The 20,967-nt window shown below is 61.5% G+C and carries 23 protein-coding genes; 9 read left to right on the top strand and 14 right to left on the bottom strand.

Annotated elements, in window-relative coordinates; all coding sequences use genetic code 11:
• Nucleotides 1-7: 7 nt before the first annotated feature.
• Together NCHU2750_RS09765 and NCHU2750_RS09760 are read right to left on the bottom strand one after the other, a co-directional pair.
• Nucleotides 8-1,015, bottom strand: a complete 1,008-nt coding sequence (locus tag NCHU2750_RS09765; protein WP_119940257.1) for a heparan-alpha-glucosaminide N-acetyltransferase — start codon at nt 1,013-1,015, stop codon at nt 8-10.
• Nucleotides 1,016-1,026: 11 nt separating this feature from the next.
• Complete coding sequence (locus NCHU2750_RS09760) at nt 1,027-1,719, bottom strand: DUF599 domain-containing protein (RefSeq protein WP_119943178.1); 693 nt, start codon at nt 1,717-1,719, stop codon at nt 1,027-1,029.
• Between the two features lie 285 nt (nt 1,720-2,004).
• On the opposite strand from NCHU2750_RS09760, the gene NCHU2750_RS09755 reads away from it, so the two are divergent.
• Entirely contained in the window at nt 2,005-3,405 is a 1,401-nt protein-coding gene (locus NCHU2750_RS09755) for an L-serine ammonia-lyase (protein ID WP_119940256.1), read from the top strand.
• A gap of 83 nt (nt 3,406-3,488) precedes the next feature.
• Nucleotides 3,489-3,926, top strand: a complete 438-nt coding sequence (locus tag NCHU2750_RS09750; RefSeq protein ID WP_119940255.1) for a DUF1489 family protein — start codon at nt 3,489-3,491, stop codon at nt 3,924-3,926.
• A 1-nt stretch (nt 3,927) separates the two neighbouring features.
• Here the strand turns inward: NCHU2750_RS09750 and NCHU2750_RS09745 are convergent, their stop codons facing one another.
• The 6 genes from NCHU2750_RS09745 to NCHU2750_RS09720 form a co-directional block, all read right to left on the bottom strand.
• Nucleotides 3,928-4,206 carry a hypothetical protein gene (locus NCHU2750_RS09745; protein WP_119940254.1) on the bottom strand — a complete coding sequence of 93 codons (279 nt, stop codon included), beginning with the start codon at nt 4,204-4,206 and terminating at the stop codon, nt 3,928-3,930.
• 97 nt (nt 4,207-4,303) lie between these two features.
• Nucleotides 4,304-5,806, bottom strand: coding sequence for an SPOR domain-containing protein (locus NCHU2750_RS09740; RefSeq protein WP_502703835.1), 1,503 nt, complete (start codon nt 5,804-5,806; stop codon nt 4,304-4,306).
• A gap of 114 nt (nt 5,807-5,920) precedes the next feature.
• Nucleotides 5,921-6,682, bottom strand: a complete 762-nt coding sequence (locus NCHU2750_RS09735; RefSeq protein ID WP_119940253.1) for a hypothetical protein — start codon at nt 6,680-6,682, stop codon at nt 5,921-5,923.
• 151 nt (nt 6,683-6,833) lie between these two features.
• On the bottom strand, nt 6,834-7,415 hold the full coding sequence (locus NCHU2750_RS09730) for a transglutaminase-like cysteine peptidase (protein ID WP_245480394.1): 582 nt from the start codon (nt 7,413-7,415) through the stop codon (nt 6,834-6,836).
• Nucleotides 7,416-8,146: 731 nt separating this feature from the next.
• The gene (locus NCHU2750_RS09725) at nt 8,147-8,758 is read right to left on the bottom strand and encodes a PilZ domain-containing protein (RefSeq protein WP_119940251.1); all 612 of its coding nucleotides are present in this window, start codon (nt 8,756-8,758) and stop codon (nt 8,147-8,149) included.
• Between the two features lie 79 nt (nt 8,759-8,837).
• A complete protein-coding gene (locus NCHU2750_RS09720) occupies nt 8,838-9,431 on the bottom strand; it encodes a PAS domain-containing protein (RefSeq protein ID WP_119940250.1) in 594 nt (197 codons plus the stop codon).
• Between the two features lie 255 nt (nt 9,432-9,686).
• Between NCHU2750_RS09720 and NCHU2750_RS09715 the strand changes: the two genes are divergently transcribed.
• Together NCHU2750_RS09715 and NCHU2750_RS09710 are read left to right on the top strand one after the other, a co-directional pair.
• A complete protein-coding gene (locus NCHU2750_RS09715) occupies nt 9,687-10,451 on the top strand; it encodes a rhomboid family intramembrane serine protease (RefSeq protein ID WP_245480376.1) in 765 nt (254 codons plus the stop codon).
• A 124-nt stretch (nt 10,452-10,575) separates the two neighbouring features.
• Nucleotides 10,576-11,010 (top strand): CBS domain-containing protein, encoded by a 435-nt coding sequence (locus tag NCHU2750_RS09710; protein ID WP_119940249.1) that lies wholly within the window; start codon nt 10,576-10,578, stop codon nt 11,008-11,010.
• Between the two features lie 45 nt (nt 11,011-11,055).
• On the opposite strand, the gene NCHU2750_RS09705 is transcribed toward NCHU2750_RS09710, so the two are convergent.
• From NCHU2750_RS09705 to folE, 3 genes are all read right to left on the bottom strand, one after another.
• Nucleotides 11,056-12,018, bottom strand: coding sequence for a patatin-like phospholipase family protein (locus tag NCHU2750_RS09705; protein WP_119940248.1), 963 nt, complete (start codon nt 12,016-12,018; stop codon nt 11,056-11,058).
• A 110-nt stretch (nt 12,019-12,128) separates the two neighbouring features.
• Entirely contained in the window at nt 12,129-12,590 is a 462-nt protein-coding gene (hisI, locus tag NCHU2750_RS09700) for a phosphoribosyl-AMP cyclohydrolase (RefSeq protein WP_119940247.1), read from the bottom strand.
• A 9-nt stretch (nt 12,591-12,599) separates the two neighbouring features.
• Nucleotides 12,600-13,226: a GTP cyclohydrolase I FolE gene (gene folE / locus NCHU2750_RS09695; RefSeq protein WP_119940246.1), complete on the bottom strand. Its 627-nt coding sequence runs from the start codon at nt 13,224-13,226 to the stop codon at nt 12,600-12,602.
• 359 nt (nt 13,227-13,585) lie between these two features.
• Here folE and NCHU2750_RS09685 point away from each other — a divergent pair, with 359 nt between their 5' ends.
• From NCHU2750_RS09685 to NCHU2750_RS09670, 4 genes are all read left to right on the top strand, one after another.
• Complete coding sequence (locus NCHU2750_RS09685) at nt 13,586-14,032, top strand: iron-sulfur cluster assembly scaffold protein (RefSeq protein WP_119940244.1); 447 nt, start codon at nt 13,586-13,588, stop codon at nt 14,030-14,032.
• Nucleotides 14,032-14,400 carry a membrane protein insertion efficiency factor YidD gene (gene yidD / locus NCHU2750_RS09680; RefSeq protein ID WP_119940243.1) on the top strand — a complete coding sequence of 123 codons (369 nt, stop codon included), beginning with the start codon at nt 14,032-14,034 and terminating at the stop codon, nt 14,398-14,400. Before NCHU2750_RS09685 ends, yidD begins: the two co-directional genes overlap by 1 nt.
• 120 nt (nt 14,401-14,520) lie before the next feature.
• On the top strand, nt 14,521-16,539 hold the full coding sequence (gene thrS, locus NCHU2750_RS09675; RefSeq protein ID WP_502703834.1) for a threonine--tRNA ligase: 2,019 nt from the start codon (nt 14,521-14,523) through the stop codon (nt 16,537-16,539).
• A gap of 143 nt (nt 16,540-16,682) precedes the next feature.
• Nucleotides 16,683-17,540: a lysophospholipid acyltransferase family protein gene (locus NCHU2750_RS09670; protein ID WP_119940242.1), complete on the top strand. Its 858-nt coding sequence runs from the start codon at nt 16,683-16,685 to the stop codon at nt 17,538-17,540.
• A gap of 87 nt (nt 17,541-17,627) precedes the next feature.
• On the opposite strand, the gene NCHU2750_RS09665 is transcribed toward NCHU2750_RS09670, so the two are convergent.
• The 3 genes from NCHU2750_RS09665 to NCHU2750_RS09655 all read right to left on the bottom strand — a co-directional run bounded on the left by NCHU2750_RS09665 (nt 17,628) and on the right by NCHU2750_RS09655 (nt 20,189).
• Entirely contained in the window at nt 17,628-18,206 is a 579-nt protein-coding gene (locus NCHU2750_RS09665) for a hypothetical protein (protein ID WP_119940241.1), read from the bottom strand.
• Nucleotides 18,207-18,248: 42 nt separating this feature from the next.
• A complete protein-coding gene (locus tag NCHU2750_RS09660) occupies nt 18,249-19,094 on the bottom strand; it encodes a hypothetical protein (protein WP_119940240.1) in 846 nt (281 codons plus the stop codon).
• A 171-nt stretch (nt 19,095-19,265) separates the two neighbouring features.
• Nucleotides 19,266-20,189 carry a DMT family transporter gene (locus tag NCHU2750_RS09655; protein ID WP_205583886.1) on the bottom strand — a complete coding sequence of 308 codons (924 nt, stop codon included), beginning with the start codon at nt 20,187-20,189 and terminating at the stop codon, nt 19,266-19,268.
• A 179-nt stretch (nt 20,190-20,368) separates the two neighbouring features.
• On the opposite strand from NCHU2750_RS09655, the gene NCHU2750_RS09650 reads away from it, so the two are divergent.
• Complete coding sequence (locus NCHU2750_RS09650) at nt 20,369-20,956, top strand: bifunctional transcriptional activator/DNA repair enzyme AdaA (protein WP_119940239.1); 588 nt, start codon at nt 20,369-20,371, stop codon at nt 20,954-20,956.
• The last annotated feature ends 11 nt before the right edge of the window (nt 20,957-20,967 follow it).

Below are 20,967 nucleotides of genomic sequence, written 5' to 3'. Positions count from 1 at the left end.
TCTATCTCTATTGCTGAGGCTGTTCCGCCTGGATCGAGCATTCCTGTGCAAGGATCTGGATGCGGTTGTCCTGTGGGGTGATCGTGCCGTTCTGCAGCGACGTCATCAGGTTTTCGCTGGCCAGCCTGTCGGCAGTGCAGTTGCAGAAATTCCGGCAGAGCTCGGCATTATGGGTGTCGCGCATGCAGCTCGGCTGGCAGCTGTTGATATAGCTTAGCCGCAGGTCCGGCGGCGGTGCGGGGTGGACGAGCGAGAAGAGATAGAGCAGCGCCAGCAATGCCGGCTGGTGAAGCAGGTAGAAGGCGAGGCTGTGCTGGCCCGCCATGGTGAGGATGTTCTTGCGCGCCTGGACGTTGGCGAGCTTCAGGTGCCAGCCGCGCGCAACGACGCAGCCAGCGACGGCAATGCCGAAAAGCACTGCGGCGATCCAGGGGAAGATCGGCACGTAATCGTTGGAGCGCGGCGGCATTTCGGCAAAGCCGATCCATGACAGCCAGCGGGTGTCGAAGATCGGGCTGTCCATCAGGCCGGGCACCAGGCTGTAGTCGGTCACCATCAGCGCGACGATCACGGCTGCGACGATGCCCGGCACGAACCAGGGCAGGCGGGTAAACAGGACGCCGATCAGGCTGGTGACGGCGATATTGTGCAGGATGCCGAAATAGATCCATTCATCGGCGAAGATATAGAATGTGGCGATGCTGACGAGGATGGCGGCACCGGCCACCATGGCAAGCCTTTTGCCGAAGGCCTGCCAGCGAATCTCCCGGCCATGGGCCAGAACCAGCGAAATGCCGACGAGAAACAGGAAGGTGCTGGCGATGCAGCGGGCATAGATGCGGAAGAAGCCCTGCGTTGCCGTGCCCGGATCGACATAGCCGAAATATTCGAGATCCCAGGTGAAGTGGTAGCTTGCCATGGCAATCAGCGCGACGCCGCGAAGGGTGTCGATCAGCAGAATGCGCGGAGAGCGCCCGCCTGCCTGCGGCTGCGGTTTTGTATCGGCTAGCGTCAATATTTCAGTCCTTACTCGTCTTCCATGATGGCGAGCCGCGCCTCGGAAAAATACTGGCGGCGTAGCAGCGCGACGATGATGATCACTGTCGTTGCCATGAACACATAGGGCCCGGCAAACCAACCGAGATAGCCGATAGACAGAAAAAGTGTCCGAAGACCGGCATTGAAGTGACCGGCGGCGATCGTGTTCATCCGGACCACATGGTCGGCGGCGCGGCGCGCATGGACGGGATCGGCCTCCGCGTCCTTGGTCATCGGCAGGGCACCGAACAGGATGGTGCAATAGTTGAACAACCGGTAGGCCCAGCCGAATTTGAAGAAGGCATAGCCGAGCAGGAAGGCGAGACCGCCCACCTTCAGCTCGAAGGCGGCATGGCCGGTATAGGGGACGAAAGGCAGATTAGAAAACACCGCATCGGCCTTGTCGGCGGCACCGAGCAGGGCAAAACAGCTGCCAAGCGCGAAGATCGACGAGGTGGCGAAAAAGGCTGTGCCGTTCTGCAGGCCAGCAAAGATCTGCGTGTCGATCATCCTCAGCTCGCGCTTCAGCGCGTTGTAGATCCAGCGCTGCCGGCGCTCGGCCATCGCCTTGTTGAGGCTCTGGCGCGGCAGGAAACGGCCGCCGGAGCCTGCCGTAAACCAGGAGTAAAGCGCCCAGAGAAAGGCAAACAGGGCGAGTGCGACGTAATCAGCCAGAATCATGGGAAGCTGCCGGAACCCGAGAAACGTATCATCCCGCATCTCTTGCTTTGTTTCGACGGCGGCGGCAAGAGGCGCTATCAGCGCAAGTGCCGGGACAGATGTCTCAACCCTGCCGCTCTTGCTTCTCGCCCAGCGAAGCAGCATATGGGAAACGCATGTCGTTGATGCTCAAACGAGTGTCGGACGGCCAACATGACGGCACGGTGATATGGCGTAGCCTCACTGCGATAAGCCGGCATCTAACCGTGGCCCATATCGGCTGGCCTTTGGATTTTTGGGACACCCATGTTTCTTTCCGTCTTCGACGTCTTCAAGATCGGCATCGGGCCATCGAGTTCCCACACGATGGGACCGATGTCCGCCGCCAACCGGTTTCTCGATCTCATCCTGTCGGATGAATGGCCGCGTCCGGCCGGCACGCATGTCGCCGCGCTGCAGGCATCGCTGCACGGATCGCTCGCCTTTACCGGCATCGGCCACGGAACGGGCAGGGCGGTGATCCTCGGCCTGATGGGCGAGGCGCCGAACACAGTCGATCCGGACCGGATGGACGATATCATCGCCGAGGTCGAGCGCACGGGGCGTGTTACGCCGCCCGGCCATCCGGCTTACGCTTTCCAGCCGGCCACCGACCTCGTCTTCGACAAGAAGCAGCCGCTGCCGGGCCATGCCAACGGCATGAGTTTCTCGGCGCTGGACAAGGACGGCCGGCTGCTCCTGAAGCGGATCTATTATTCGATCGGCGGCGGCTTCGTCGTCACCGATACCGAGCTTGCGGCGATGCGGGCGACCAAGAACGCCGCCGGCAGCGACCGGGTGCCCTATCCGTTCTCGACGGCAAAGCAGATGCTCGACATGTCGCATGGCGCCGGGCTTTCGATCGCGCAGATGAAGCGGGCAAACGAGTTGACCCGGACGAGCGAGAAGGAACTCGACGAGGGGATCGATGCGATCTGGGCGGCGATGAACGGCTGTATCGATCGCGGCCTCAAGGTCGACGGGATCATGCCGGGCGGGCTGAAGGTCAAGCGGCGGGCGAGGGCGATCCATGACCGGCTGAACGAGGAGTGGCGCAGCAATCGTCCCAACCCTCTCCTCGCCAATGACTGGCTCTCCGTCTATGCGATGGCGGTCAACGAGGAAAATGCCGGCGGCGGTCGTGTCGTCACCGCGCCGACCAACGGGGCTGCCGGGGTCATTCCCGCAACGCTCAAATATTACCTGCATTTCCATGAGGATGCGACCGAGGCCGATATTCGCGACTTCCTGCTGACGGCGGCGGCGATCGGCGGCATCATCAAGCACAATGCCTCGATTTCCGGCGCCGAAGTCGGCTGTCAGGGGGAGGTCGGGTCGGCTGCGGCGATGGCCGCGGCCGGGCTCGCTGCCGTCATGGGCGGTTCGCCGGAGCAGATCGAGAATGCCGCCGAGATCGCGCTCGAGCATCATCTCGGCATGACCTGCGATCCGATTGCGGGCCTCGTGCAGGTGCCGTGCATCGAGCGCAACGCGCTCGGCGCGGTCAAGGCGGTCACCGCCGCATCGCTGGCGATCAAGGGCGACGGCACGCATTTCGTGCCGCTCGATGCCTGTATCGAGACGATGCGCCAGACCGGCAACGACATGAGCGAGAAGTACAAGGAAACCTCGACCGGCGGGCTTGCCGTCAACGTCGTCGAGTGTTGAGCCACGTCGTCACTGTGGAGTGACGACGCCCGTCTTCCGTTTAGCCCTTGACTGAAAGCGCCTGCGGGTCTTTGAAGCCAGACATGGCCTTACATCTCATCAAGCTTTGCGTCGGCGCCGACAGTATTCAGGATCTTCGCGACTGGGTATCGGAGAGGGCGCTGACCGCCATGGCGGCCGGGCTTGAGCCGCACAGCGTCCATACGACACGCATGGTGCCGAAGCGTGTCGAGGAACTGCTCGACGGCGGATCGCTCTACTGGGTGATCAAGGGACAGGTTTCGGCGCGGCAGAAGCTCATCGATCTCAGAACCTTTACCGGCGCAGACGGCATCCAGAGATGCGAACTGGTGCTCGGGCCGGAAGTGATCGAGACCGCCTCGCAACCGAAGCGGCCGTTTCAGGGCTGGCGTTACCTCAAGGATGAAGAGGCACCGCGCGATCTCGGCGCGCTGGGCGACGATGTCGCGGCGCTACCGGAGGATCTGCGCCGCGAACTTTCAGACCTCGGTCTGCTTTAGATCAGACGGTTTCTTTTACCGGCAGTTTCATATGCACAGGCCAACGGCCCGAATGTGCCGACACATGCAGGTGGATGCCCGTTTCAGGCTGCGACTGGCGCCAGGCGCGGGCGCCGTGGCTCAATAGCAGCGAGACGAGATCCCGCGTCTTTTCCTTCGATCGGCTCAGACCAAGGCCTGCCAGCCGCATTGCCGCTTCATGGAGCGGATTGAGTGCCACACCCTTGGCCCTGGACGATTGGGCCGTTCCGAGATTGGCACTGTTTTCATTCATTCCCATCGGAAACCCCGCTTACGCATTACAATTCGAGATTTCTCCGCGCCGCCGACTTGCGGCGCGGTTTGCGAGGGAAAAGGCTTGTCTCAAGCCTCTTTCCTCACTGGGCCGAGGCCCAGCAGCTTACGCCCTTACGCTTCAACACGGTGCAGGCATCGACCGCAGTCTTCTGGTCGTCGAAGCCACCGAATCGGGCGCGATAGATCTGGCCGCCATTGCTGTTGAAGGCGACCGTAAAGGGTTTGGCGGAACGCAATACCTTGCCGCCTTTATCCTGCGCATTCTGCAGGAGATCGAGGGCCATCTTCTCGCTCGGAGAGACGCCGATCTGAATGACCCAGCCGGACATGGCCTGGGCGCTGGAACTTGCTCTGGAGCTGGCGCGGGTGGAGGCCGTCGTCACGTCGTCGACATTCTCCTCGGCCAGATCCCGCTTCATCGCGGCGCCTTCGCGGCGAGTCTGCGGTTCGGGTGCAGCAGCGGCCAGAGCCTCGGATGCGGAGCGGCTCTGGGCGCTTTCGCCGGTATAGGCGGCGGCGACTTCCATCGGGGGCTTCGGCTGGCGGTCGTAACGGGTATCCGGCAGCGGGCCGCTGTTCGGCAGGTCGAAGGCAGATGCCTGGCGGCCCTCGGACGACACGGCGGCGACAGCGGGCGTGCGCGGTACGGGCATTGCCGGTGCGGCGGGCGCGGCCTGGGATATCAGGTTCGAGGTGCCGCCACGCGAAGCCTTGGGCAGATATTCGGCAACGAGCTTGCGCATCTGAGCGTCACGGGCAGCGCTGGAGCGGCCACCAAGAATGACAGCGACGATCGAGCGACCGTCGAGCTGGGCAGAGGTTGCAAGGTTGCTGCCGGCCGCGCGAGTATAGCCCGTCTTGATGCCATCGACGCCCGCAACCGTGCCGACGAGGCGGTTGTGGTTGCCGATCACCTGTCGGCCGAAGGTGAAGGACCGGATGCTGAAATAACCGTAATATTGCGGGAAGTGCTGGCGCAGGGCGATGCCGAGGCGCGCCTGGTCGCGGGCCGTGGTCATTGCCGCAGTGTTGGGCAGGCCGTTGGCGTTGCGATAATTGGTGCGGGTCATGCCGAGTGCACGGGCCTTGGCGGTCATGATCTGGGCGAAGCGATCTTCCGATCCGCCGGCCACCATCTCGCCGAGCGCGGTTGCCATGTCGTTGGCAGAGCGCGTGACGATGGCGCGGATCGCCTGGTCGACGGTGACCTTGCCGCCCGGACGAACGCCGAGCTTGGTCGGAGCCTGGCCGGCGGCATGGGCGGAAACGGGAACCAAAGTATCGAGCGTGAAGCGATGGGCTTCAAGCGCCTCGAACGTCAGGTACAAAGTCATCATTTTGGTCAGCGATGCCGGGTAACGCAGGCCGTCGGGATCTTCGCCATAAAGAACCTTGCCGGTCTTGGCATCGACGACGATGCCCGCGTATTTCGGATCAGCGTGCGCAGCCGGCGCCAGCGCGGTCAGAGACAACGCAATTGCAAGGAGACATCCCAGGCGTTTCCCCTGGGTCTTCGCTGCGGCCTTGGGGAAGGACGCGGAGAACATCGTTTTGAACACTGCCGCACTCATTGATTTGGTCATTTTTCTCAATTGATCCAGGCGTGCCCCCGCCCCGGATCGCTGGCATACAATCTAGGAGAACAGCGTTACCAAGAGGTTTATGATGAACGGCAGCCTTCCCGGAAATGGGGCATTTTAGTCGTCTTTCTGGGCGGATTGGCCGTCAGCGGCATTCAGACGCGCGTTCACAAAACCGCTAACTGCGGCATCAATGTGATTCCAGTCCTTCAGCAGGCTGGAGGAGAATCGGTAGAGAACGGTGAGGTCACGCCCGACATGGATGTCGCGCTGGCAGTCGCCGCTGGTCGGCTTTTCGCCGGTTGCGGGGAGAAGGCAGCGAACCACGTAATCGGGCTCGCCAGGGTGCGGTGCCGTCAGCAGCACTTCCTGGCCGTAGCCGCTGCTGTCGCGCAGGTGATGGAGCGTCAGTCCGTAATCGTAGGGTTCCGGCGCGCCATCGAACAGCTGCTGATAGATCGGCTGCAGGCGGCCGGACATGTCTTTCGACATAGTGCTCTGGGATATCTGCAGGAACAGCAGGAGGTCGGGGCGGTCGAGATTGTCGAAACTGTCGCGCAGCGCATGGCTGTAGCCCTCCATGCCCGGCCATGTCAGATAGAGGTCGACCCTTTCGGTCGTTCCGGCGTGGCGCTGTTCCTCGAAGCGAATCGTGTTGGCCGCAAGCCCGAGCGTGTCTTCACCAATGGTGACGGGGAAAACCTGCGCGCTTTCCGTATGGCCGCCGAGCGCCATGCGCTGACCGAGCCAGCGTCCGCCGATGGCAATTGCCAGCGTGGCTGCCACAAGCAGGATCGTCACGAGTGTGACGCGCAGCAGGAAGCGTTCGGAGATCAGCGGCAGCTCTTGCTGCGGCGGCGCAGATTCGCGGCGTGTCATGACGTGGCCCCGTGTCCGGATGGTGTTATGCGGGACCGGAACAGGGATACGGGATCCAATCGCCTCTGCCCGAAAGTGTCGCGCGGGCAGGGTTAATTTTGTGTAAAGCAGAACCCCGCCTTTTGGCGGGGTCGGGGTCGTTCGGGGAGATTTATTGGCTGACGCTGCCGACAGCGACGGCGCGGCCGTCCTGAAGTTTGACCCAGCGGCCGGGATCAGCCGCATCCTGGCGCTTCAGGTAGGTGTATTCGGTGTCGGTCCAGAGCAGGACCTTGTTGCGCATGTTGTCGAGGATATAGTCGCCGCGATCGGTGCGCACGGTCAGCACCGCGTGGCCTTCGCCGCTCGGCTGCAGGACGACGGTGATCAGCAGGTCGGAGGCGTCAAAGCCCTTCTGCATCAGCATCTTGCGCTTCAGGAGGACAAAATCCTCGCAGTCTCCGGCGGTGGTCGGGTAGGCCCAGCGCTCCTCGACGCCGTAAAGCTCCATGTCGGTCATCGGCGTGATCGTCGTGTTGACCGTGTAATTGACATCGAGCAGTGCGCGCCACTTGTCTTCCGTCAAGGAGAGTGGGCCTTTGTCGCCGCCCGGCAGCGGCTGACATTCGCTGACATAGGTCTGGCAGAACTCGTAATGGCCGATCGGCTGGCTTGCCTTGCCGATAATCCGCATCGCACCAGCCGGAGCGGCAAGAGATGGAGCCGCTGCGGCAATGGCGATGGCGGCGGTCATGAGTACCTGTGCAAGTCTTTTCGGAAGCATCATTTTCTGTCACCCCGTTCGTTGAGGGGACAGTGCCAGACAGCCTTTGATCGACTGCAAAATAGCGGCGTAAAATCAATCGCTTATTCTAATCGAGATTGACGAAAATGCGCATAAAACACGCTGCGTATTTGACGAAAATGCAGATAAAATTCGCGGATAATTCGATTAAAATTCGAGACAAATCCGATTATTCGCGGCGCAAGTGCCTGAAACGTCTGGCATTCGGACGACCGGCCCGGCGCTGCGGGCGCGTCTATCTGCTGCCCGGGTGGTCGGTGCGGTAGCCCCTTCGGTGCCAAGACTGGTTTTAAATGGGATCGAAAGAGGTCCCGACAGGCTCCAAAACGGGTGCGAAAAAAATCCCGAAAAGGCACATTTTTTTCTGACGTGGACGATTTTCGGACGAATCCCAGGTTGGGCCGCGGTGTTTCTGGCCTTCCGGCCGACGATCATCAGGGAGATGCGTGAGGGAGGGCTGGGTTCCGTTCAGGAAAATTTAACCCAGCAGAGCTGGCCAGTTCCGGGAGCCGGTTGTCGCCATCGGGCTATTGCCAAACGGTGCGGTCTGTTGGTGGAGGAGCGGCCTGGATCGATGTGGGGAGGTTGCCAGACATGCCGGTCGGCATCGACGGGGGCTGCCATGCCGGTGGCGATTGCCGCGGGCAGGATGCTGCGGCCTATCTTAGGCCGAGCCGATTCTAGAGGAATGCGGTGAGGGCTTCGCGCGACTGGACCGAGGTGAACTCGATCGCCACGCCTTCCATGAAGTGGCGCACGACGCGGCCGCGCATATTGCCGAGGCGGACCGGCGTGCCGATGGCCGGGCGGATGTCGATATCGACAGCGGCGCCGGAGAGCGAAAGGTCCATGACGCGGCAGGAGTAGATCGTGCCGTCCTCAAGCGTCAGCTCGGTCAACGTGTTGCGCGGCGTCAGGCGGTCATGGCGCCGGTCTTCCGGCAGGCCGAGTTCATGCTTGTTGGCGATCCAGGTCAGCTGGGCGGCGAGCTTTTCGCGCTTGCGCTCGGTGGCGTTGATCGACATCACGAATCCGTCCTTGGACAGATTGAGCACGGTGCCTTCGAGGCGGCCGAGGTGGTCGATATAGGCAATCACGCGTTCGCCGACGCGCGGCTGACCAGCGCAGGTGAAACTGACGTCGCCGGGCGACATGTCGATCACCGTGCAGGGATATTCCTCGTGGCTGGCCAGCATCAGTCGTCCTTCGACGTTGACCGTGACGCGCTGGAACGAACGCTGGGCCGCGATCGCTTGCGTCGATTGGGTCTGTGCCGGCTGGAAGGAAAACATCGATGTCGTGACTCTGGCCTGGATTGTCAGCCAAGAGATAACATTCGCCAGTTAACAGATGGTTGTCCGCAGCCGAAGGTTAGCGTCCGGGTTGGGCCTGGCGCGCGCCGACCAGCCGCCGAAAGAAGGTGACCGGTACAGAGGTGGAGACGTCCGCATCGCTGCTGACCGTCGGCCGCGTGCCGTCGGGCTGGACGAAGCCCCAGCTTTCCAGCGAAAGACCGGCAATCGGAAGGGCTAGCGGCGGAATGGCTGTCTGCTGCGGCAGGAGGGCGCCCAGAACCCGGTCGCTGCGCTGTCCATAGGAGCGGACGGGCATGAGCAGGAGGTCGTGAGGGTAGTCCTCGCCATCGGCTGCGGTATGGATGTCGAGGAGCGCCGGCCGCTCATAGAAGAGGACGTTGTTAAGCACTGCGACCGGCCGTTCGTCGTCTTCGCCCTGCCAGATGGTGTTGAAATTGCAGCCGCGCAGTTCGCGGTCGAAGATTTCACATATGCGGGTTCCTGCCAGCGCGAAAACCGGATCGTCCGGCTCGGCGGCGCTGACGATGAACAGGTTTGGCAGAAAACGGCGCAGCGCGACGGGATCGATCTCCGAGCGCAGCGGCGTCGGCCTGCTGCCCCGTAAGTCATTCCAATAGTTAAAGATCTCTTGAACTGCCGTGTTGCGCATGCACCTTGTCCTGTTCGATAATGAACCAGCTCACCCCATCGAATCCTGCCTTTGCCAATGACGGAGCGAAAACCATGCCAGTTGGCATTGCCGGCTGCCTGGCACGGCTCGCAACGGTGGTGGAATGGTGCGATGGGCGGTGAGCCTGCGATGGGCGAGAAGGCTGTTCAGGCGCAACTCCAAGGCTGCGTGGCTTCTTTTCAAGCCGGTATCGCTCCTGTATGGCTTGCTCCTTTAGAAAAGGAAGGAATGGCCATGGACGAGCGGCCCGACATGGTCCCAGACGACGGCGCGACGCCCGAAAACGAGACGCATTTGCCTCCGCGCCAGCGTGAACGCCAACCGGCCTTCAATATGCCGACGATCCTGCTGCTCACATTGGCATTTCTGATCGTCATCTATGTGGTGCAGGAATATGTGCTGGGTGACGATGCGCGCGATGCGTTCATTGTCACGCTTGCGTTTACGCCGGTGCGTTATGCCTTTCCGCTCTCCGATCAGGGGCTGGAATGGCTCTGGACGCCGGTTACCTATTCTTTCCTGCATGGCAGCGTCGAACATATCGCCTTCAACGGCCTGTGGCTTGCCGCCTTCGGCACGCCGGTGGTGCGGCGGATCGGTGCCTGGCGTTATATCGTCTTCTGGATCCTTTCGGCTGCCGCGGCAGCGTTTTTTCATGCCGCGCTTCACTGGGAGCAGGAAACATTGCTGATCGGCGCCTCCGGCGTCGTGTCGGCGCTGATGGGAGCCGCCTGCCGGTTCGCCTTTCCCGATGGTGGAGGCTACGACCGCACCCATGGCCATCTGTATCCTCGGCAGTCGATCATCGGCGCCTTTTCAAACCGCACCGTCGTCATGTTCACCGCCATGTGGTTCGTCGGAAACATCCTTGTCGCTGTCGGCCTGCCGCTGATCGGCAGCGATGCGGGTGAGATCGCCTGGGATGCCCATATCGGCGGCTTCCTGTTCGGCTTCCTGCTGTTCGGCTTTTTCGACCCCATTCGCTACCGCAGCGTGTAGCCGGCGACGCTTGAACTCGCGTCCGCGCCGATCTACAATTCCAGATGTATGAAGGAGTGAGGAGCCTTCGGAGGAGGAGGGTTTCCGCACGTTGATTGGCCATGTGGATAGGTAAGGAGATGGCATGTCGACTACCGTGAAGATGATGCTTGAAGCCAAGGGGCGCGGCGTTCAGACCGTCGAGCCCGACCGAAAGCTCCTGGAGGTTGCGTCGGTACTGCATGACAGGAAGATCGGTGCCGTGGTGGTGACCGGGCTGGAGGGGCGGATCGCCGGGATCTTTACCGAGCGCGATCTGGTCAAGACGATCGCCACCCATGGCGTGGCAGCGCTGGATAAGCCGGTGCAATCGATGATGACGACCGGCGTGACGCGCTGTCGCGAAGACCAGACGGTCGAAGAGGTCATGGAGATGATGACCGCCGGCCGTTTCCGCCACGTGCCGGTGGAGACCGACGGCAAGCTTGCCGGGATCATTTCGATCGGTGACGTGGTCAAGGCCCGCATGCGCGAGGTCGAGCACGAGGCCGAGCAGATGAAGGCCTATATCGCCAGCTGACCGTGCCAAGACGCGATTTCAGGCAGGATCGATGCTTCGCCCGGTTCAGCGGGCGAACACTTCCTGCATGCGCTTCAAGGCGGCGATCTGCGCCATGGTTTCCTCGTAGCCGCGCTCGATCGCCTCGCCAGCGCGATGGAATTCCGACAGGCCGATATCGCTGAGGCGCGGATGCAGCGCCAGATCCGGCGGGTCGCCGGCGAGCCTTGCGCGCGAGATCCGCTCCTGGATGATGTTGAAGGCCTGCACCATCGTGCCGGTGACGCTGACCTTGGTGTCGTCCGATTTTTCGCGGATGACCTCGTCGACGGTCTGGACGCTGGCATTGTGCTTGACGACCGCCGAGCGGCCGAAAATGTCGTAGTTGAGGTTGACGGCGACGACGAGCGGCTGCTCGTAGGCGCGGCAGACGGAGGTCGGTACCGGGTTGACCAGCGCACCATCGACCAGCGTGCGGTTGTTGCATTTGACCGGTTCAAAAATGCCGGGCAGCGCATAGGATGCGCGAAGGCCGGTGATCAGCGAGCCGCTCGATATCCAGATTTCATGACCGGTCAGAAGCTCGGTCGCCACCGCCACGAAAGGCCGGTCGAGATCCTCGATGGTCATGCCTTCGAGATGTTCCTGCATGCGCTTGGTCAGCCGCATGCCGCCGAGCAGGCCGCCGCCGCCGATGGTGAGGTCGAGAAGCGCTGCGATGCGGCGCATGGTCAGTGACCTTGCAAAGGCTTCCAGTTCGTCGAGCTTGCCGGAAAGATAGCAGCCGCCGACAAGGGCGCCGATCGAGGTGCCGGCGATCATGCCGACTTCGATGCCGGCTTCGTCCAAGGCCCGAAGAACGCCGATATGGGCCCAGCCGCGGGCGGCGCCGCCACCCAGCGCAAGCGCGAGTTTTGCCTTGCGGGGCGGGGCGATGGCGACGGGTGGCGTCGGCTCACCGACACGCGCAAGGCCGCTTTCCTGTGACGCGGCCTGACGGTCGTGACGGTTCCAACTCCAGTTCAGCATCGTTCGACAACTCCACGACCGACTACAGTGTGATCGGCAATTAGCGCATCGGATGGTTTCGAAAGCGTTTACTCTGGCGGGAGCTGTATCGGAACGAGGCGCTGGCCCCGCTATTTCTCTTTGCTGGAATAGACGGCTTCGGGATCAAAATGACGCGCATCATCCTTGATTTCAAGGACAATACCCTTGTCATTTTTTGTTACCGCCCGATAGAAACAGGAGCGCCGACCGGTGTGGCAGGCGGCGTCATGGCCTGCTACGGAGACCTTGAGCAGGATCGCGTCCTGATCACAATCGGTCATGATTTCATGCACGGTCTGCAGATTTCCCGAGGTCTCGCCCTTTTTCCAGAGCGTCGAGCGCGAGCGGCTGTAGTAATGCGCGATACCGGTTTCGACCGTCAGCTTTAGCGCCTCGGCATTCATATGGGCGAGCATCAGGATCTCGCCGTCGCGAATATCGGTGACGACGGCGGTGATCAGGCCATTGGCGTCGAAGCGCGGCGTGAAGGGGCCTGCCCCCTCGAGTACCGACTTGTCGGAGGAGGGAGCTGGAAACATCTCGGCACTCATGATGGAGGCTTACCGGTTGCGGGCGAGGGTGAAGAAGCGCGCCTGTTCGGTGGCGTTCGTCTTGAATTCGCCGGTGAAGGTTGTGGTCAGCGTGCGCGAGCCCTGCTTCTGCACGCCGCGCATTTCCATGCACATGTGCTCGGCCTCGATCAGCACGGCGACGCCGCGCGGCTTCAGCGTGTTCTGGATCGCATTGGCTATCTGCGCCGTCAGGTTTTCCTGCGTCTGCAGCCGGCGGCCGAAGATTTCGACGACACGGGCGATCTTCGACAGGCCGAGAACCGGGCCGTTCGGCAGATAGGCGACCGTCGCCATGCCCTTGATCGGCAGCATGTGGTGTTCGCAATGCGAGAAGAACGGGATTTCGCGCACCAGCACGATGTCGTCGAAGCCCGACATTTCCTCAAACGTGCGTCCCAGCACGTCTTCGGGGGACTGGTCGTAGCCTGCAAACAGTTCACCATAGGCCTTGGCAACGCGCGAGGGCGTATCGAGCAGGCCTTCGCGGGCCGGATCGTCGCCTGCCCAGCGGAGCAGAACGCGAACGGCCTCTTCGGCCTCCTGTTGGCTCGGGCGTGCCGACTTCTGGCCCTGTTCCTGGCTCGAGGCCGGAAAATTCTTCACAATCGCATCCATCTATTGTCTCCCGATGCGGTTCAAGGCCGCACCCGACATGCTTTGGTTCGTTCTGGCATTCGTTTCGGCCGCCATCCGGCATATCCCTGTCGGGAAAATGCCTGCAAGCCTGCCTTTGTGCCGTTATCTGAGGGTTGGCGCCGCTTTTGACAAGGCATTCTGTTTCCCTGACGATCGAATTTCGCAAAAAGCTGCTTTATTGATCGCCGGGTTACGACACCACATATAAGGGTTCCGAACCGCTTCCGATAGATCACGATACGCGACGATGCGTTCAATGGATCATCCCCGCGGGAACATCGCGGTGGATCGGGCCGGTGGATCGGGACTGAGGATCGGCAGGCAATGGGTCAATCGATATGGACGATATCTATAACAGCAGGATCCTGGAATTTGCCGGCAATATTGCGCTGGCCGGCAGGATAGAGGATGCCGATGCAAGCTCGGAGAAACATTCCAAGCTCTGTGGCTCGAAGGTGAAAGTCTATCTGAAGATGGACGGCGACACGGTGGCGGGTTTTTCCCACGAGGTGAGGGCGTGCGCACTCGGCCAGGCGTCGTCGTCGATCATGGCGCGGCATGTCGTGGGTGCGACGGCGGCGGAACTTCGCCAGGCGCGAGCCGACATGCTCGCAATGCTGAAGGAAGGCGGCGAGGGGCCTTCCGGCCGCTTCGAGGAGATGCGCTACCTGAAGCCAGTCAAGGACTACAAGGCGCGGCATGCCTCGACCATGCTGACCTTCGATGCGGTGGTCGATGCGATCGACCAGATCGAGGCGGGCGCGGCGAAGGCTGCTGCCGGGTGATGTGCCCGTTCTGCTCACCCTCCAGCGGCGATGATCGCGAGCCGCCGTCCCGTTTTTCCCGCAACTGGCGTGGCCCGTTCCGCAAGACACCCGGACGGCTTGTCGGCATGGGCTTCATTCGTCTCTACCAGCTGACGCTTTCCGGTTTCATCGGCAATTCCTGCCGGCATATCCCGACCTGTTCGGAATATGGTTATGAGGCGATCGCCCGGCACGGGATCTGGCCGGGAGGCTTCCTGACGCTGTTTCGCGTCGCCCGCTGCGGGCCAGGCGGTACCGGCGGGCTCGATCCGGTGCCGGAAACGTTGTCGGCGCGCCAGCATTGGTGGACGCCGTGGCGCTACTGGATGCGCCACCGGAGCGGCTGAAAACCTTTACTCCGTCGCATTTTTTGACTATCACCCCGGCGTTCGTTGCTGCCGGCAAAAGTCCTGCAGCCCTTTTTTGACCACCCGCATTCGTTGGCGGGACTGGACAGGAGAATTCAGATGTCCGTTTCCCTTACATTTCCCGATGGCTCCGTCCGCGCGTTCGACGTGGGAACGACCGGCCTTGCCGTTGCCGAATCCATTTCCAAGTCGCTGGCCAAGAAGGCCGTGGCAATCGCGCTCGATGGCGAGCTGCGCGATCTCTCCGATCCCGTTACCGATGGTCGGATCGAGATCGTCACCCGCACCGATCCGCGCGCGCTCGAACTGATCCGCCACGATGCCGCCCATGTCATGGCCGAGGCCGTGCAGGACCTGTGGCCCGGCACGCAGGTGACGATCGGCCCGGTCATCGAAAACGGCTTCTACTACGACTTCAAGCGCGTCCATCCGGACACGAGGGAAGACTGGCCCTTCACGCCTGACGATCTGCCGAAGATCGAAAAGAAGATGAAGGAGATCATTCAGAAGAACGCCGCCTTCACCAAGGAAATCTGGTCGCGCCAGAAAGCCAAGGACGTGTTTGCCGACAAGGGCGAGGCCTACAAGGTCGAGCTGGTCGACATGATCCCGGAAGGCCAGGACCTGAAGATCTACAATCAGGGCGGCTGGTTCGACCTCTGCCGCGGTCCGCATATGGCCTCGACGGGCCAGATCGGCACGGCCTTCAAGCTGATGAAGGTTGCCGGCGCATACTGGCGTGGCGATTCGACCAAGCCGATGCTGACGCGCATCTACGGCACGGCCTGGGCCACCCAGGAAGAGCTCGACCAGTATCTCCACATTCTCGCCGAAGCCGAAAAGCGCGACCACCGCAAGCTCGGCCGCGAGATGGATCTCTTCCATTTCCAGGAAGAAGGTCCGGGCGTGGTGTTCTGGCACGGCAAGGGCTGGCGGATGTTCCAGACGCTGACGGCCTATATGCGCCGCCGTCTGGCCGGCACCTATGAAGAGGTCAACGCACCGCAGGTGCTGGATGCCTCGCTCTGGGAGACCTCCGGTCACTGGGGCTGGTACCAGGAGAATATGTTCGCGGTAAAATCCGCCTACGCCTTCACTCACCCGAAGGACGAGGAAGCGGATAACCGTGTTTTCGCGCTGAAGCCGATGAACTGCCCGGGGCACGTGCAGATCTTCAAGCATGGGTTGAAGTCCTACCGCGAACTGCCGATCCGCCTTGCCGAATTCGGTCTCGTGCATCGCTACGAGGCATCCGGTGCGCTGCATGGGCTGATGCGCGTGCGCGGCTTCACGCAGGACGACGCGCATGTGTTCTGCACCGACGATCAGCTGGCGGCGGAATGCCTCAGGATCAACGAACTGATCCTGTCGGTCTACGAGGATTTCGGCTTCCATGAAGTCGTCGTCAAGCTGTCGACCCGTCCGGAAAAGCGCGTCGGTTCCGATGCGCTTTGGGATCGCGCCGAGAACGTGATGATGGGCGTATTGAAGATGATCGAGGAACAGTCGGGCGGCCGCATCAAGACGGGTATCCTGCCGGGCGAAGGCGCGTTCTACGGTCCGAAATTCGAATATACGCTGAAGGACGCCATCGGCCGCGAATGGCAGTGCGGCACAACGCAGGTCGACTTCAACCTGCCGGAACGGTTCGGCGCCTTCTATATCGACGCCAATTCGGAAAAGACCCAGCCGGTAATGATCCATCGCGCCATCTGCGGCTCGATGGAACGGTTCCTCGGCATCCTGATCGAAAACTTCGCCGGCCACATGCCGCTGTGGTTTGCGCCGACGCAGGTCGTCGTCGCAACGATCACCTCGGATGCCGACGATTACGGCCGCGAGGTTGCCGAGCAGCTGCGCGAGGCGGGCCTCAATGTCGAGACCGACTTCCGCAACGAGAAGATCAACTACAAGGTCCGCGAGCATTCGGTTGCCAAGGTGCCGGTGATCATCGTCTGCGGCCGTCAGGAAGCCGAACAGCGCTCGGTCAATATCCGCCGCCTCGGCTCGCAGGCGCAGACGGCAATGTCGCTCGACGAGGCGATCACATCGCTCACCGACGAGGCAACGCCTCCCGACGTCAAGCGTCGCAAGGCCGCCCGCATCAAGGCTGCCTGAGCGGCGGCCTGAGCCCATCTCCAATCGGTGACAGCGCCCGTCATGCACGGGCGCTGTCAGAAAACTGACATCGATCTGAAATATTCTCGGGATCTGAAATATTATCGGGCGATGATAAACGGCGGGATTTCCGCGGAGACGAGATGCGCTTCAAGGAACTTTCCTATGCCAACGAGCGGGACCCCAAGCTGAAACGCTGGTTCATCCGCTCGATCGAAGGCCTTTCCGGCCGCGACCGCTATGCCCGCCTCTATGACATTTGGCGCGCCGATATCGTCGGCAAGACCGATCGCGTGTTCGGCAAGATGCTCGACCTGATCGATGTCGAACTCGACATCAAGGGCGAGTGGCTGCCGCGCGTTGCGGAAGGGCGTCCGCTCGTCATCGTCGCCAATCATCCGTTCGGCATCGGCGACGGGATCGCGGTGCTTGCCATGGCCGAGCAGCTCGGCCGGCCGTTCCGGGTGCTGATCAATGACGAACTCCTGAAGGTGCCGGAGATCGCCCCCTATTCGCTGCCCGTCTCCTTCGAGGAGACGAAGGACGCGTTGGCGATCAACATGAAGACCCGCCACGAGGCGCTGAGGCTGCTCAACGAAGGCGTGACGATCATCATCTTCCCGGCCGGCGGCGTTGCCACCGCGACCAAGGGGTTCGGCCGTGCGGAAGACCTGCCGTGGAAGATCTTTCCGGCAAAGCTAGTGCAGTCGGCCCGGGCCGATGTCGTGCCGATCTATTTCGAGGGACAGAACGGTCCGCTCTTCCATATTGCCAGCAAGCTGTCGCTGACGCTGCGCCTGTCCTTGTTGATCCGCGAGTTCAAGCGGCTTTCCGGCTCAACGATCCGCGCCCATGTGGGGCAGATGATGACCTGGGAAGACATGTCGGAGCGCAGGGAGCGCAAGGACCTGTTGTCTGCCCTTCACCACGCCGTCTTTTCGCTGCGGCCGGTGCGCCGCTCGCGGCTCCAGAAATTCCAGGAACGCCGCCAGGCGGCATGAATATTTGCCTGCTTTTTGGAGGATGGCACCTTTGATGCCGCCGGCTCATGAGCATGGCCGGCGGTCGGAAATTCGGACGAAACTTCCTCAGGAATATACGGTCGTGGTGCGGTCGATATATCCGAGTTCGATGAACTTGCTTTGTATGACGCCGAAGGTTTTCTGGAAGCCGGCAAGCTGACGCCAGGAAACGGCCGCGATGAGCAAGCCGAGCACCGGCAGGATCAGCGCGATCAGCCACCAGCCGGCCACAAGGATGTAAAGGCAGAGAAAAGCCAGAACAACCGTGGCGATCTTGGAGAACAACAGAAGCGGCTTGGAAACTCCGCGTTCGATGCCGTAGCCATTCTCGCTGGCATAGCCAAGAACCAGATTTCGGAAAAAACGGCCGTTCGACTGGCCACCCATGATGAGCGGCTTGTCCAGCATCTGCCCTTTCTGGTTGACGAATGCGATCGTTGCGACAGGAGCGTCGGCGAGGTTCAACTCCACGGCTTTGGTCAAAAGCTTCGGCGTGACAATCAGTGACACCGCGACGTCGTCGAGACGGGCTTTTGAGCCATCTGCGCGCTGCAATTCGATATGCGTGTAGAATCGCGTGCCGCCGTAGGAGCGGCTTTCACCGACCTCAACGATCGTGCCGGTCTCGAAGATAACATCCTTCATTCGGTCTTTCCCCGTCTGTCATATACAAGTTTGGGAGATCAGTTATTCGGCAAGATCGAAGACCAGCTTCGCATTTGCGCTTTTGCTGCTGTAGTCGACGACATCGCAGCCCTTGCGGACTGGGGCCTTGCCCATCAGCGTCAGATTGCCACCCTGATAATAGCCGGTGACAAGGTAGGGAGCCGGCGCGCAGCCCTTCTTATAGGTATAGGCGACGCCGCTGAACCATTCGTTCGGCACTTCCCATCCCCGCACGAGAACGGTGTCTTCCACAACTGTTCCGGCAAGCGACGGTTTCGGGTCGGAATATACGATGATGTGCTGGCGCTGATGATTGAACATCAGCGATCCGTTGTGCCCGATGGATTCGCCGTACTTGTCGTCATTGGGGCCGAGCTTGAATGTCTGGCTGACCGGCACGGTCTTGTATGGCCATCCCATCGGGCACAGCTTGAGCCACAAGCTGCCGAATTCAGCGCCGCGTTCGGCGTCCGACATGCCAAGACGTTTTCCGGTTTCAGCATCCTTGACGCCGACATAGCCCTCGAAATTATGGTTCGTCGTCTCAGGGCCGTCGAAGAGCAGGTGCTTTCCCTCTGTCCAGAGATCACCCGTCTCGCAATTCGCAGTGGCTTCGTAAACGTGGCCGGCGGATGAGGTCAGTGCATCCTCGGTGCAGTGCTTCTGGCCGGGATACCAGTTCTCGCACCATGATTTCGCCGAGGCCGGCGTGACTTTCGCCTTCATCGTTGACTTGGTGCCGCCATAGTCCGATGCGTCGGTTATGATTGCCGTGGTCGCCTGCCGAAACAGAGGATACTCGTCGCCGATCGGCGCTGGTGGCATTGCGGAGATCGCCGCAGAGAAGAAAATGATGGATGTCAGCATATAAATGATTTCCAGCTTGAATTATGACCCTTGCCTAATCACGGTCATAATTCAGAAAAGCTGAGAAACATTTGTCGCACTGCTTATAAATGCGCGAGCGCGATTAACTTATTGTATTTGTTCTCGTGAGCCGTGTCGCGGCGAGTTTCCTCAGATATCCGACATCGATGCTTAAGCCATCGTTTTGCCACGGAAAAGCCGCAATAGGCGGCCGTCGATCGACAATAGGCCGAGCGAGATCAGGGCCATGCCCACGAGATGATTGATCGCCAGGCGCTCGCCGAGGAAGAGGCTGCCCAGGACAATGGCGCTGACCGGGACCAGCAGGGTGACGAGCGAGCTGTTGATCGCCCCGCCGACGGCGAGGATGTGGAAGAAGATGATATAGGCGAGTGCCGTCGAGAACAGGCCTAGCGCCAGCACCGCGGCAATCGTCGCGCCGCCCGGCATATGCAGCGTCCAGGGTGCATCGAAGACCAACACCAGCGGGATCGTCATCACTGTCGTTGCAGCGGTCTGGCCGAAGGCGCCGATGGCCGGCGCAATCCCCATGCGGCGGAAGCGGCGGCCGAAGACGCCGGCAAAGCCATAGGAGAGGGCGGCCGTCAGGCAGGCGAGCATGGCAAGCGCGGGTACGGATTGCGACGACAGCGCATTGCCCGCCATCAGCACCGCGACACCGGCGAAGCCCAATGCAACACCGGCGATCTTGTTGGCGGTCAGTCTTTCGTCGGCGGTCAGACAATGCGCGACCATGATGGAAAAGACCGGTGTCGTGGCGTTGAGAATCGAGGCAAGGCCGCTGGCAATCTGCGTCTGGCCCCAGAACAGAAGGCTGAAGGGAATGAGGTTGTTGAGTAGACCCATCCCGAAAAAGGCTGCCCAGGTGGTGCGGTCTGCCGGGATGGGCTGACGTGTCGCCCGCAGATAGGCGAACAGGGCAATGGCTGCGATCGCCACGCGGGCAAAGACGATGACGAAGGGCGGCAGTTCGGCCAGCGCGAATTTCGAGAAGAAGAACGAGCCGCCCCAGAGGACAGAGAGGACGAGGAGCAGTCCCCAGTCGAACAGGCCCATCACCTTGGAATCTGGCATCGCGTAACCCCGATTGAATGCATGAGAGACGGTCCTGAGGCATCGGCTATCACATGCCTGTCGCACTATACCGCTGCACGGTTTTTGTACGGGATGCTTTAGACCCGCCCGTTGCCCCAGACTCGCCGAAAACGGACTCCGTCCTTCTAGGCTGTCCGATCGCAGTGTAGAATAGCGGCATGAGCCTTGATGTCTTTATCTGCGAACAGGCGTGGCTGGCACGCGACCCGGAATTCGACGGCCGGTTTTTCGTTGCCGTGCGCACGACCGGCATCTATTGCCGCTGTGTCTGCCCGGTGCGGCTGCCCTATCGCCGCAATGTCGAATTCATGCCAAGCGCTGCGGCAGCCGAGCTTGCCGGCTATCGGCCGTGCCTTCGCTGCCGGCCGGAGACGGCGCCGTTCTGCCCGGCCTGGAAGGGCAGCCTGACGATCGTCGAACGGGCTGCAAGGCTGATCCGCGAGGAGGGCGCGCTGGATGGGCGGGAGGCGACGGTCGAGGCGCTGGCAGCCCGAGTCGGCGTCGGCGGGCGGCATTTGAGCCGTCTTTTCCGCCGGCATCTCGGGGCAAGCCCGCTGCAGGTAGCCAAGACGGCGCGGGTGCAGCGGGCCAAGCGCTTGCTGACGGAGACGGACCTGTCGATGACGGATATCGCGTTTCAATGCGGCTTTGGCAGCTTGAGACGCTTCCATGCGGTTTTCCAGGAGGTCTACAGGCGGCCGCCCTCGGCGATCCGGCGCACGTTTTCGGTGCGGAAGGCGGGATAGGTTTTGAGCGG

The sequence above is a fragment of the Neorhizobium sp. NCHU2750 genome, assembly GCF_003597675.1.
Lineage (GTDB): Bacteria > Pseudomonadota > Alphaproteobacteria > Rhizobiales > Rhizobiaceae > Neorhizobium.
This window is presented reverse-complemented; position numbering and strand designations above follow the sequence as displayed.

Excerpts from the sequence above, each read along its gene's own strand:
- NCHU2750_RS09760 (WP_119943178.1), bottom strand. The coding sequence starts at position 1,719 with ATGATTCTGGCTGATTACGTCGCACTCGCCCTGTTTGCCTTTCTCTGG.
- NCHU2750_RS09755 (WP_119940256.1), top strand. The coding sequence starts at position 2,005 with ATGTTTCTTTCCGTCTTCGACGTCTTCAAGATCGGCATCGGGCCATCG.
- NCHU2750_RS09750 (WP_119940255.1), top strand. The coding sequence starts at position 3,489 with ATGGCCTTACATCTCATCAAGCTTTGCGTCGGCGCCGACAGTATTCAG.
- NCHU2750_RS09745 (WP_119940254.1), bottom strand. The coding sequence starts at position 4,206 with ATGGGAATGAATGAAAACAGTGCCAATCTCGGAACGGCCCAATCGTCC.
- NCHU2750_RS09740 (WP_502703835.1), bottom strand. The coding sequence starts at position 5,806 with ATGACCAAATCAATGAGTGCGGCAGTGTTCAAAACGATGTTCTCCGCG.
- NCHU2750_RS09735 (WP_119940253.1), bottom strand. The coding sequence starts at position 6,682 with ATGACACGCCGCGAATCTGCGCCGCCGCAGCAAGAGCTGCCGCTGATC.
- NCHU2750_RS09730 (WP_245480394.1), bottom strand. The coding sequence starts at position 7,415 with ATGACCGCCGCCATCGCCATTGCCGCAGCGGCTCCATCTCTTGCCGCT.
- NCHU2750_RS09725 (WP_119940251.1), bottom strand. The coding sequence starts at position 8,758 with ATGTTTTCCTTCCAGCCGGCACAGACCCAATCGACGCAAGCGATCGCG.
- NCHU2750_RS09720 (WP_119940250.1), bottom strand. The coding sequence starts at position 9,431 with ATGCGCAACACGGCAGTTCAAGAGATCTTTAACTATTGGAATGACTTA.
- NCHU2750_RS09715 (WP_245480376.1), top strand. The coding sequence starts at position 9,687 with ATGGACGAGCGGCCCGACATGGTCCCAGACGACGGCGCGACGCCCGAA.
- NCHU2750_RS09710 (WP_119940249.1), top strand. The coding sequence starts at position 10,576 with ATGTCGACTACCGTGAAGATGATGCTTGAAGCCAAGGGGCGCGGCGTT.
- NCHU2750_RS09705 (WP_119940248.1), bottom strand. The coding sequence starts at position 12,018 with ATGCTGAACTGGAGTTGGAACCGTCACGACCGTCAGGCCGCGTCACAG.
- hisI (WP_119940247.1), bottom strand. The coding sequence starts at position 12,590 with ATGAGTGCCGAGATGTTTCCAGCTCCCTCCTCCGACAAGTCGGTACTC.
- folE (WP_119940246.1), bottom strand. The coding sequence starts at position 13,226 with ATGGATGCGATTGTGAAGAATTTTCCGGCCTCGAGCCAGGAACAGGGC.
- NCHU2750_RS09685 (WP_119940244.1), top strand. The coding sequence starts at position 13,586 with ATGGACGATATCTATAACAGCAGGATCCTGGAATTTGCCGGCAATATT.
- yidD (WP_119940243.1), top strand. The coding sequence starts at position 14,032 with ATGTGCCCGTTCTGCTCACCCTCCAGCGGCGATGATCGCGAGCCGCCG.
- thrS (WP_502703834.1), top strand. The coding sequence starts at position 14,521 with ATGTCCGTTTCCCTTACATTTCCCGATGGCTCCGTCCGCGCGTTCGAC.
- NCHU2750_RS09670 (WP_119940242.1), top strand. The coding sequence starts at position 16,683 with ATGCGCTTCAAGGAACTTTCCTATGCCAACGAGCGGGACCCCAAGCTG.
- NCHU2750_RS09665 (WP_119940241.1), bottom strand. The coding sequence starts at position 18,206 with ATGAAGGATGTTATCTTCGAGACCGGCACGATCGTTGAGGTCGGTGAA.
- NCHU2750_RS09660 (WP_119940240.1), bottom strand. The coding sequence starts at position 19,094 with ATGCTGACATCCATCATTTTCTTCTCTGCGGCGATCTCCGCAATGCCA.
- NCHU2750_RS09655 (WP_205583886.1), bottom strand. The coding sequence starts at position 20,189 with ATGCCAGATTCCAAGGTGATGGGCCTGTTCGACTGGGGACTGCTCCTC.
- NCHU2750_RS09650 (WP_119940239.1), top strand. The coding sequence starts at position 20,369 with ATGAGCCTTGATGTCTTTATCTGCGAACAGGCGTGGCTGGCACGCGAC.